General features: G+C 66.8%; 6 protein-coding genes. 2 read left to right on the top strand and 4 right to left on the bottom strand.

Going from position 1 to position 11,482, the window contains the following annotated elements:
• Window positions 1-502: SDR family NAD(P)-dependent oxidoreductase (locus KAY22_RS18755; protein ID WP_296624816.1), on the bottom strand; the 502-nt coding region annotated here is incomplete at its 3' end.
• Between the two features lie 504 nt (window positions 503-1,006).
• Here KAY22_RS18755 and KAY22_RS18750 point away from each other — a divergent pair.
• Window positions 1,007-4,363 (top strand): TonB-dependent receptor, encoded by a 3,357-nt coding sequence (locus KAY22_RS18750; RefSeq protein ID WP_296624815.1) that lies wholly within the window; start codon window positions 1,007-1,009, stop codon window positions 4,361-4,363.
• 100 nt (window positions 4,364-4,463) lie between these two features.
• Window positions 4,464-5,414 (top strand): dienelactone hydrolase, encoded by a 951-nt coding sequence (locus tag KAY22_RS18745; protein ID WP_296624814.1) that lies wholly within the window; start codon window positions 4,464-4,466, stop codon window positions 5,412-5,414.
• Window positions 5,415-5,420: 6 nt separating this feature from the next.
• Here KAY22_RS18745 and KAY22_RS18740 read toward each other — a convergent pair whose 3' ends face one another.
• The 3 genes from KAY22_RS18740 to KAY22_RS18730 form a co-directional block, all read right to left on the bottom strand.
• The gene (locus KAY22_RS18740) at window positions 5,421-6,815 is read right to left on the bottom strand and encodes an MFS transporter (protein WP_296624813.1); all 1,395 of its coding nucleotides are present in this window, start codon (window positions 6,813-6,815) and stop codon (window positions 5,421-5,423) included.
• Between the two features lie 100 nt (window positions 6,816-6,915).
• On the bottom strand, window positions 6,916-10,371 hold the full coding sequence (locus KAY22_RS18735) for an error-prone DNA polymerase (RefSeq protein WP_296624812.1): 3,456 nt from the start codon (window positions 10,369-10,371) through the stop codon (window positions 6,916-6,918).
• Window positions 10,368-11,482: DNA polymerase Y family protein (locus KAY22_RS18730; RefSeq protein ID WP_296624811.1), on the bottom strand; the 1,115-nt coding region annotated here is incomplete at its 5' end. The genes KAY22_RS18730 and KAY22_RS18735, both read right to left, overlap by 4 nt.

The following is an 11,482-nucleotide window of genomic DNA, read 5'->3' as shown; positions in this document are numbered from 1 at the left end:
GCACCGCATTGACCCGGATCGACCGGCTCTTGAGTTCGTCAGCGAAGCTCTCGGTAAAGGCCTTGATGCCCGCTTTCGACGCCGCATAGGGCGCCATGCCCATTGCGGCGTTGCCGGCGGCCGCCGCCCCGATGTTCACGATCGCGCCGCCAGCCTGCATATGCGCTGCCGCTGCGCGCGAAGAGATCACCGCCGTGCGCAGGTTGAGACGATACATGCGGTCCCAGCTGTCGAGGCTGCCGTCCGCGACCGTCTCCCACAGGAAACCACCGGCGACGTTGACCAGACCGTCTATGCCGCCCAGGCGTTCGGCGATCGTGGCATAAGCGGCCTGCACCGCAGCCTCGTCGGTCAGGTCGACGCCCCCTATGGTGATGGCCCCCGGCGTCTCTCCCGACGGCGTCGCCACGTCGACGACAGCGACCTCATGACCCCGCGTGGCAAGCTCCGCCACGACAGACCGCCCGAGCGCGCCCAAACCTCCGGTCACGATGATCTTCATCCGGATCCGATCCTCTTCCTAGATGCCAGCGACATTTTGCAGACCGTGCACCATCCCGACGCGGGGGTGCAAGACGGCTATGGGCATCGGAGGGCCGGTAGCCCGGCATCGCTGCCGGGGCGATGCCGGAGGGATCATGTGATGCACCTTCGGATCGTTCCAAGCCCGTCCCATCCTTGGCGATCATCGTCCGCGCCGTTCAGCTCTTTGACAGTTTCGTCACGAATCACTTCCACGCCATGTGACGCCGAAAGGAGGAAAAACGAGGCCCCGTAAAGTTACGGTAGCGTGTCAAATCATGCGTTGCAGCGCCATTTTTCGGGCTTTTACTGACAGGACTGAAGGTCTTTGGCCCAGTTGAAGAATGTGCCACGGAACGGTAATAAACGGGGCATAAACACCGCGCCACGGGAGCACGGCCGGTGACGGATTGCGGTAGAACCGCCCGTGATTCTTGTGCGCCGCACAAATGCCAATTGTTGGCGTCCAAAGGGGACATTTGGAATGCGTAATTTTTCGCTCGGCAGCGCGGTGGGCGCGCTTGCCATCGCCATGGTCGCATCCGCGCCGGCGCATGCTCAGGAAACCACGTCGTCCATCTCGGGCACGGTGACGTCGAACGGCGCCCCGGTCGCGGGCGCGACGGTGACGATCCTTCACGTGCCGTCGGGCACCAAATCGACTTTGACCACCGACGCGGCAGGCAATTTCAACGCCAACGGTCTGCGCATCGGCGGCCCATTCAGCGTCACGGTTTCGGCCAGCGGCTATACCAATGCCCAGGTTACCGATATCAACACCTTCATCGGCCAGCCCTACACGCTGCCGATCGAACTGACCGAAGTCGGCGGCCAGGAGATCGTGGTCACCGCCAGCAGCATCAAGAATGCGCGTACCGTCTCGCAGGGTCCGGCAACCGTGCTGACCTCGTCCGACGTTGCCAAGATCGCAACTATCAACCGCGACATCCGCGACCTAATGCGCCGCGACCCGTTCGCCCGTCTCGACGACACCCCCTCGGGCGGCCGCGCCGTTTCGTTCGCCGGTCAGAATGCGCGCTTCAACCGCTTCACCGTGGACGGCGTGCCGATCACCGACAATTTCGGCCTGAACCCCGACGGCCTCCCCAGCCGCCGTTCGCCGATTCCGCTGGACGCGGTCGGCCAGTTCCAGACCAAGGTCGCGCCCTATGATGTGCGCGAAGGCAATTTCCAGGGCGGCGTGATCAACATCGTCCTGCGCTCGGGCACCAACGACTTCCAGGGCACCGGCTTCTACGCCTATTCGTCTGATGAGCTGAGCGGCAAGAAGACCAAGGCTGGCCCCGGCGTGCCCACCGGCCGCGTGACCCTGCCGAACTTCAAGTACAAGAACTATGGCGCCGAGCTGTCGGGTCCGATCATCAAGGACAAGCTGTTTTTCATGATCGCCGGGGAGCGCATCCGCGCACCGCGCCCGATCGCCGAAGGCTCGCTGGAAAACAACGCCGGCACCGCGATCCCCAACCTGACTCAGGCCCTGGTCGATCAGGTCGTCTCGACTGCCAAGAGCCGCTACAATTACGACGCCGGCGGCGTCGTCGATACCAATGGTGACAAGGACGACCGCCTCGTCGCCAAGATCGACGCCAACCTGTCCGAAACGCAGCGTCTCTCCTTCACTTACGCCTATGCGAAGGACGAAATCGTCCTGACGAACAACACCAACAGCGGCAATGTGCAGCCGGCGCTGGGTCTGTCGTCCAACGCCTATGTTCAGGGCAACAAGCTCCAGACCGGCGTGGTCCAGATCAACTCCGACTGGTCGGACGATTTCTCGACCGAAGCGCGCGGCTTCTACAAGAAATATGTCCGCCTGCAGGACCCGCTGCTCGGCCGTGGCTTCGCCCAGTTCCGCGTCTGCACCGCGCCCACCTCGGACCGCAGCACTGGCACCGGCACCGGCACGACGGAAGCGACCAACTGCCCGAACGGCGTTCCGGTTGTCTCGATCGGCCCCGACAACTCGCGCCAGTCGAACGCGCTGAACACCCGCACCTATGGCGGTTCGTTCCTCGCCCGCCTGAACCGCGGCGATCATGACATTCGCGCGTTCGTCGATTTCACGGACGTGAAGGTGTTCAACCTGTTCCTGCAGAATACCGCAGGTAACTATTATTTCGACTCGCTCGCCGACTTTGCCGCCGGCAACGCGCAGCAGCTGGTCTATCAGAACGCCATTCCGTCGCTCGATCCGAATGACGCAGCGGCCCGGTTCCGCTATCAGTCCTACGCCTTCGGCCTGCAGGACACCTGGCGCCCCGATCCGACCTTCAGCCTGTCCTATGGTCTTCGCTACGACCTTTATGGCGGCAGCAGCCGTCCGACGGTCAACCCGAACTTCGTCGCGCGCTACGGCTTCAACAACGCCGCCTATCTGAGCGGTCGCGGTTTGCTTCAGCCGCGCCTCGGCTTCGACTGGAAACCCAGTTCGCGCCTGTCGGTCCGCGGTGGCGGCGGCATCTTCGGCGGCGGCGCGCCGGACGTCTATTTCTCGAACAGCTTCTCCAACACCGGCGTACTGTCGAACAACCAGACGATCCGCATGCTGAACAACGGCGGTTTCAGCGTCCCCGGTCTGACCGGCGCTGCAGCGACCGCAGTCGGCACGGCAGCGCTGATCAACGTCGCAGGCAACTCGATCCCCGGCGCGGTGAACCAGTATATCGCCAATGGGAGCATCGTTGCGAACTCGTCGACCAACGCGGTCGATCCCTCGTTCAAGATCCCGTCGCAGTGGCGCGCCACGCTGTCGACCGACTATCGGGCGGATCTCGGCTTCCTGGGTGACGATTGGCAATTCGGTGTGGACTTCCTCTATTCGAAGGTCCGCAACCAGGTCTTCTTCACCGATATCCGTTCGGTGCCGATCGTCGGTTCGCTGACCCCGGACGGTCGTCAGCGCTACACCAGCATCACCTCGCTGGGCTTCGCCGACAACAACTCGGATCTGTACCTGACCAACACCAAGAAGGGTCGCAGCTACGTCGCGGTGGCACGCGTCGACAAGTCGTGGGACTTCGGTCTGTCGGCGGGCCTGCGCTTCACCTGGCAGGACATCAAGGACCAGGCGCCAGCAACGTCTTCGACTGCTTCGTCCAACTATGGCAACGGTGCCTTCTTCGACGCAAACGGCGCGGCCTATGGCATCTCCAACGACCAGGTGAAGTACAATATCAAGTACAACCTGTCGTTCGAACGGGAGTTCTTCGGCGACAACAAGACCACAATCTCGCTGTTCGGCGAAACCCGCATCGGTCGTCCCTACAGCTACACGATGTTCGATCCGGCGTCGGGCCGCAGCCCGGTGTTCGGTACGACCGGCAGCGGCTCGCGCTACCTGCTCTACGTCCCGACCATCGGTGGCGATCCGCTCGTCTCCTATGACTCGGCGGCGACGCAGGCTGCGTTCGAGAACTTCATCCGCAATTCGGGCCTGAACAAATATCAGGGCAAGATCGCGCCCCGGAACGGCTTCAACTCGAAGTGGTTCACGCGTTTCGATCTTCACCTGTCGCAGGAGGTTCCGACCGGCCTGGGTGACTCGAAGGTCACCTTCTTCGCCGACGTTGAAAACTTCACCAATCTGATCAACAAGAAGTGGGGTCAGATCCGCGAATATATCTTCCCGTACAACGTCTCGCCGGTCCGCGTGGCCTGCCTGACGACCCCGGGCAATGCCAACGGTCAGGGAACGAAGGCAACCAGCTCGTCGCAGCCCTGCGCCCAGTACCAATATTCGCAGTTCACCAACCCGACCGACACGATCTATGCGAGCCAGTCGCTCTATGCGATCCGCGTCGGCGTCCGCTTCTCCTTCTGATCCGAAGGACGATACGGCAATCGAAGGGCTCCGCTTTGCGGGGCCCTTCTTTTTTGTGTGCGGGCTGGTTCGAATCCCCTTTTTCCGCCACGGATGAGCGATGATGTTCGCGCGTATTTTTCGTACCGTCCTCGCCGCTGGTCTCGCCCTGCTCGGCACGACGGCAGCGCAGGCGATGGGACCGATCACCCTGTGCGAGGGCGTCTGGGTCGATCCCAGCCGCGAGCGGCCGATCCCGATCCGTATCCGCATGCCTGCCGGTGCCGAGAAGGTGGGCGTCATCCTCTACAGCCATGGTCTCGGCGGCTCACTCGATGCCGGCACGATCTGGGCCAATGCCTGGGCCGAGGCGGGCTATGCCGTCATCAATATCCAGCATCGCGGCAGCGACAGTGCGATCTTCGGCAAGCCTGGCTTTCGCGCCGCGCTGGGCAGCCAGCAGTTGATCGCGCGGGCGCGCGACATGCGCTTCGTGATCCGCGAACTGGGTATAAGGCGCGAGGAGGGCATCTGCGACCTGCGCCGGATCGACCAGCGCCGGATCGGCATCGCGGGGCACAGCTTCGGTGCGCAGACGGTGCAGGCGGTTTCGGGGCAGATCTTCCCCTTTCCCATCGAGCCGCCGCTGGTCGACCTGAAGGTCCGCGCCGCTCTCGCGCTCAGCCCCTCCCCGCCGCTGGTCGGATCACCCGAGGTCGCCTTCTCGCGCATCCACATCCCCTTCCTGTCGATCACGGGGACCGAGGATGCGGTGCCGACAGTCATCCCGATCACGGCCGAGCAGCGTCAGGAGCCGTTCCGGCTGATGCCGGCCGGGGACAAATTCCTGCTGGTTCTGAAGGGCGCCACCCACGAAATGTTCGCCGGACAGACCTTCGCCTCGATGCTCAACGGGGAGCCGCCCGCGCATGTCCGCAACACGGTGATCGCCACCAGCATCGCCTTCTGGCGCGCCACGCTCGACGGCGACGTCCAGGCGATCGAATGGCTCTACAGCGTCGACGGCCTGCGTGCGGGCCTCAAGGAAGGCGACTTTTTCGAGAGCCGCTGAACCGGTTCAGTCGCCCCGGGCCGCGCGCACGGGCCGCAACGACACGATCGCATCGGGCTCGAACCGGCGGTTGAGCATGACCGCACCCAGTGCCAGCAGCGCCAGGAGCAGCATGCTGCCCGCATAGGCGCGATTGTCATAGGGCGTCGCATGGGTCAGCCAGCGCATCGCGGCGAGCGACCAGACCCCGGTGATCACGCCCAGCGACAAGGTCAGCTGCTGGACGGTCGAATAGAAGCCGGTGGCCGCCGCCATGCGCTCCGCCGGCACCTCGACATAGGCGGCCGGACCGATCACCAGCATCGCCAGCGCCAGCCCGAAACCCTGCCCGAAGATCAGCAGATAGAAGAGCGGCAGCGGCAGGTCCGCGCGCAGGAAGGCCGTGCCGAGCAGCGACAGCGCGAAGACGATTCCGCCGCCCACCGACACGCTGCGCGGGTGCGACCGGGCGATGAGCGGACCGCCGACCAGCCGACTGACCAGCACCCCGACCGTGCCTGCCGCGAGCATCACGCCGGTCTTCGCGGCTTCGAACCCCATAGCGAGCTGGAACCACAAGGGCAGCAGGAAGGCATGGGCGCCGAACAGGCAGCGGATCAGGGTGCCGGACAGCATGGAGAGGCGGAAGCTGGGGATCGCCCAGAGGGTCAGGTCGATGATCGGGGCCTCGGCCCGGCGATGATGGCGCAGATAGAGCAGCGCCGTGGCGACTGAGACGAGCAGCGTCGCGATCGTGACCGCAGGCGCGACCTGGCCGGTCACGCCGCTCAGGCCGATGACGAGCGAGACGATCAGGATGGCGACGATCACCGTCCCGCGCGCGTCGAAGGCCTCGCCCTCTTCATCGCGCCGGTCGGGCACGAGCCACAGGCTCATCACCACCCCGAGCAGCGCCATCGGCAGGTTGACGAGGAAGATCATGTGCCACGACGCATAGCTGACGAGGAAGCCGCCCAGCGCCGGGCCGATCAGCGGGCCGACGATGCCGGGGATGACGAGCCAGTTCATCGCGCTGATCAGTTCGTGCCGTTCGGCCGAGCGCAGGACCAGCAGCCGCGACACCGGGATCATGATCGCGCCGCCGATGCCCTGCAGCGCGCGCGCCGCGACCAGCGTACCCAGCGACCAGGCCATGGCGCTTGCGACCGCGCCCACCATGAACAGCAACAGCGAGGCGATGAAGGCGTTGCGCGCGCCGATGCGGTTGGCGAGCACGCCGCCCAGCGGGATGAACACGACGAGGGCCAACTGATAGGCCAGGATCGCGACGTTCAGGTCGATCGGCGCGACGCGCAGGTCGGCCGCGATCGCCGGCAGCGCGGTGGTGATCGCGGTGGCGTCGAGATATTGCATGAACACGGGGATCGATGCGGTCAGTGCGATGGCCCGATAGCCGCTCATTGCTCCCCCTTCCGCTAGCCGGGCGCCGATCTGCCAAAGCCGCCCGGCCCCGCAAAGCGCTAAGTGGCGGCTCGGCCCTGCCTTGCCGAAATGCGATGGATCAGTGGAAGTCGCGCGAGCGCGGCAGGATGCGGACATCGCGCGGATGGCGGCCGCGCGGGACCGTGTGGCGCGGCATCTGCGGATGCTCGAACACGTCGGCGCGCGACAGCTCGATCTCGGTGCGATGGTCCTCGGACAGGCGGTCGAGTTCGGCGCTGCGATCATGGACGATCGCGCCCATCAGGTGGACCACCCCCTCAGGACTGCGCTGGATCTCGCCCTCGACCAGCATCAGCCGCGACGCCATCACCTGCCGCCGCTGCACCTCGAAGGTCCGCGCCCACAGCAGGACATTGGTGACGCCGGTCTCGTCCTCCAGCGTGACGAAGATCGCCTTGCCCTCGCCCGGCCGCTGGCGGACCAGCACGACCCCGGCGACCTTCGCCCGCGACCCGTTGCGCGCCGCCGATGCCTCCGCGCAGCTGAGCACGCCTTCGCGCCGGAACAGGTCGCGCAGAAACTGCATCGGGTGCCCCTTCAGCGACAGGCGGGTCAGCTGGTAATCGGCCGCGACATGCTCGGACAGCGGCATGGCGGGCAGCTGCGCGTCGGGTTCCTCGCCCAGTTCGCGCGCACGCGCGGCAGCGAACAGCGGCAGTTCGCCATCGGGCGTCCGGCGCGCCTCCCACAGGGCCGCGCGGCGGTCGAGGCCGATCGAGCGGAACGCGTCGGCATCGGCCAGAAGACGCAGCGCGCGGCGCGGCAGATCGGCGCGGCGGGCCAGATCCTCGATGCTCGCGAACGGCCCCTGCCCGCGCGCGGCGACGATCGCCTCGGCCCAGGCCTCGCGAAAGCTGTCGACCTGGCGCAGGCCGATACGCAGCGCCAGCCGGTCGGGCGGCCCTTCGAGGCTGTTGTCCCAGCCACTGCGGTTGATGTCGATCGCCCGGATCTCGACGCCATGTTCGCGCGCGTCGCGGACGATCTGCGCGGGCGCGTAGAAACCCATCGGCTGGGCGTTGAGCAGCGCGCAGGCGAACACCGCCGGATAGCGGCATTTGAGATAGGAGGAGGCATAGACGAGCAGCGCGAAGGACTGGGCGTGGCTCTCGGGAAAGCCATAGCTGCCGAAGCCCTTGATCTGTTCGAAGCAGCGTTCGGCAAACTCGCGCGGATAGCCGCGATCGACCATGCCCTCGACCATCTTGCGCTCGAAGGTCGGCATGGTGCCGACATTGCGGAAGGTTGCCATCGCGCGGCGCAGCCGGTTCGCTTCGGCATCGCTGAACCCCGCCGCCACGATCGCCAGCTTCATCGCCTGTTCCTGGAACAGCGGCACGCCCAGCGTCTTGCCGAGCACCTCGCGCAGTTCGTCCGGATCATGGGGCGGTGCCGGCGAAGGAAAGACGACCGCCTCCAGCTTCTGCCGCCGCCGCAGATAGGGGTGGACCATGCCCCCCTGGATCGGCCCCGGCCGCACGATCGCGACCTGGATGACGAGGTCGTACAGCTCGCGCGGGCGCAGGCGCGGCAGCATGTTGATCTGCGCGCGGCTCTCCACCTGGAAGACGCCGATGCTGTCGCCGGTGCAGAGCATGTCATAGACGTCGGGCTGGTCAGGCGGGATCGTTGCCAGCGTATATTGGCGGCCGATATGGGTCTCGATCAGCGCGAAGGCCTTGCGGATGCAGGTCAGCATGCCGAGCGCGAGGATATCGACCTTCATAAGCTTCAGCGCGTCGATGTCGTCCTTGTCCCATTCGATGAAGGTGCGGTCGTCCATCGCGGCATTGTGGATCGGGACGGTCTCGTCGAGCCGGTCCTCGGTCAGGATGAAGCCGCCGACATGCTGCGACAGATGGCGCGGGAAGGTCAGCAGCTGCGCGACCAGCATGTTGAGCCGCCCGATCTCGACATTGGCGGGGTCGAAGCCGGTCTCGTGAAAGCGCTTCTCCTCCATACTCGACGAAAAGCTGCCCCAGATGGTCGAGGTCAGCCGGGCGGCGACATCCTCGCTCAGGCCCAGCACCTTGGCGACCTCGCGCACCGCGCTGCGCGGCCGGTAATGGATGACGGTCGCGGCGATCCCGGCGCGGTCGCGGCCATAGCGGGCGTAGATATATTGCATCACCTCCTCGCGCCGCTCATGCTCGAAGTCGACGTCGATGTCGGGCGGTTCCTTGCGGTCCTCGGAGATGAAGCGCGAGAAGAGCAGCTTGTTCGCGACCGGGTCGACCTCGGTGATGCCGAGGACATAGCAGATCACCGAATTGGCAGCCGATCCGCGCCCCTGGCACAGGATCTTCCGCTCGCGCGCGAAGCGGACGATGTCGTGCACCGTCAGGAAATAATAGGCATATTGCTCCTTGCGGACGAGCTTCAGCTCGGTCTCGACAAGGTCGAGCACCTTGTGGCCGGGGGCCTCGCCATAGCGCCAGCGGACCCCGTCGGCGACGAGCTTCTCCAGCCAGGCTTGCGGGGTCCAGCCCTCGGGCACAGGCTCGTGCGGATAGACATAGCTCAGTTGTTCGAGGTCGAAGCCGACCCGGTCGAGCAGGCGCGCGCCTTCGCCCACCGCCTGCGGATAGTCGACGAAGAGCCGCGCCATCTCCCGCCCCGGCTTCAGATGGCGTTCGGCATTGGCCGAGAGGCGCGTCCCTGCCTCCTCGATCTTCAGGCCCAGCCGGATGCAGGTGACGATGTCGTGGAGCTGGCGCTGCGTCGGGGTGGCGTAGAGCGCGTCGTTGGTAGCCAGCAGCGGCACGGACAGATCCTTGGCGAGGCGCGCCAGCTTCGCGATCCGGCGACGATCCCGCCCCGCATAGCGCATGGTGACGCCCAGCCAGACGCGGTCGGGCGCCGCCCGGCTGAGCAGATCCAGCACCCGCCGCAATCGGTCCTGCGGCCCCTCCGTCGGGGGCATGGGCGACGGCTCGAGCCGGACCCCGTCGACCGTCGCCAGCGCCAGAGCGGGCCGCTCTTCGCCGCCCTCGTCCGATGAGGGCCTAGCCGCCTCGGGAGGAGAAGCCTGCCAGCTCGGATGCGGCCGGGCGCCTTCCTCCCCCAGCACCAGCCCCTCCCCATCGGGGATCACCACGAGCAGCAGATCGTCGAGATGGTCGAGCAGGTCGGCAAGGAATAATATGCAGTCGCCCTTGATCGCGCGCCGGTTGCCGACCGTCAGCAGGCGGGTCAGCCGCCCCCAGCCATGGCGCGTCGCGGGATAGGCGACGATGTCGGGGGTGCCGTCGGCAAAGACGAGGCGGGCGCCGGTGGCCATTTTGAAGGGAAAATCGGACAGGCCCTCTTTCGCAGCATCCTCCTTGATCTCGCGCAGCGCCTTCCATGCGCGGACCACGCCGGCGACGCTGTTGCGGTCGGCGATGCCGAGCCCGACATGACCGGCGGCGAGCGCGGCTGAGACCATGTCCTCGGCGGGCGAGGCCCCGCGCAGGAAGCTGTAATTGCTCGCCGCCACCATCTCGGCGAAGACCGGGCCGGGCTGGCTGCTCATGCGAACAGGCCGTGGATATACCAGGCGGGGCTGTTCGCCTCGCGCTCGTAAAGCCCCAGCCGGAACAGCCAGAAGCGCCGCCCCTTGCGGTCCTCGACCCGATAATAGTCGCGGCTGAGCCCGGCATTGTCGGCGCGCTTCCACCACAGCGACCCGATCCGCTCGGGTCCTTCGGCCAGCGTCACCTCATGCAGTTCGCGCCGCCAGCGGAAGCGCTGGGGCGGTCCGTCGGGAACGCCCGCCACCACCTCGATCGGCTGGGGCGGATCGAACAAATAGGTCGGGCGCAGCGGCGGCTCGCCGCGCTCGGGTTCGGGCCAGGGACCGGCGGGGCCCGCCTCGATCGCGGGGAAGGCGAAAGCCGCCTGCTCGGGGACATGGCTGTCGCGCGGGGCCAGCCGTCGGACCCGGTTGCGGCCGAGCCGGGTGGACAGCCGGTCGAGCAGCTGCGCCAGTTCGCCCTCGGCCAGCGCGCCGCCCTCCAGCGGCAGCTGGACCGGCGCCATCGCCTCGAACAGGGGCACTGCCAGGCGCACCAGATCGAAGCCGAAGCCCGGATCGACCGGATCGGCCAGCGCAGCGAGGCGCTCGTCGAACAGCCGCATGACCGTCGCGGGGTCGCGCACCGGCAGGCCGGTTTCGACGCGAAGCCGGCGGACGAGACCATCGGTGCGATAGAGCTGCGCCTCGAAGCGGCGGCCGCCGCGATGCGCCTCCTCCATCCGCCGCGCGGCGCCCGTCATGAGCTCGCCGATCGCGGCCAGTGCGTCTTCGGTGCGGCCGATCGGCTCGGCGAAGCGGCGTTCGAGCAGCAGGGCCGGCTCGGCGCGGCGCGGGGTGATGCGCAGGTCGCGGCCCCCGGCCACGCGGGCCAGCCGGTCGGCGGCGGCCTCGCCGAAGCGGGCGGACAGCAGTTGCGAGGGCCGCGCGCGCAGGTCGCCGATCCGCTTGAGCCCGGCGCGGCGCAGGGCGACCGACTCTTCGCCGCCGAGTTCGAGTGCTTCGACCGGGAGAGCATCGAGCTGGGCTTCGGCAGACCGCGCATGGCGCGCCAGCGCATGGGCGGCGTCGGGGGTGTCCGCCAGCGCGCTGCGCGTGGTCAGCCCCAGCC

It is taken from the genome of Rhizorhabdus sp., from assembly GCF_018006725.1.
Lineage (GTDB): Bacteria > Pseudomonadota > Alphaproteobacteria > Sphingomonadales > Sphingomonadaceae > Rhizorhabdus.
The sequence above is the reverse complement of the archived record's forward strand: the minus strand, read 5'-3'. Positions and strand labels throughout refer to the sequence as shown.

Coding starts and splice junctions, on each gene's coding strand:
- KAY22_RS18740 (WP_296624813.1), bottom strand. CDS start 6,815: ATGAGCGGCTATCGGGCCATCGCACTGACCGCATCGATCCCCGTGTTC.
- KAY22_RS18750 (WP_296624815.1), top strand. CDS start 1,007: ATGCGTAATTTTTCGCTCGGCAGCGCGGTGGGCGCGCTTGCCATCGCC.
- KAY22_RS18745 (WP_296624814.1), top strand. CDS start 4,464: ATGATGTTCGCGCGTATTTTTCGTACCGTCCTCGCCGCTGGTCTCGCC.
- KAY22_RS18735 (WP_296624812.1), bottom strand. CDS start 10,371: ATGAGCAGCCAGCCCGGCCCGGTCTTCGCCGAGATGGTGGCGGCGAGC.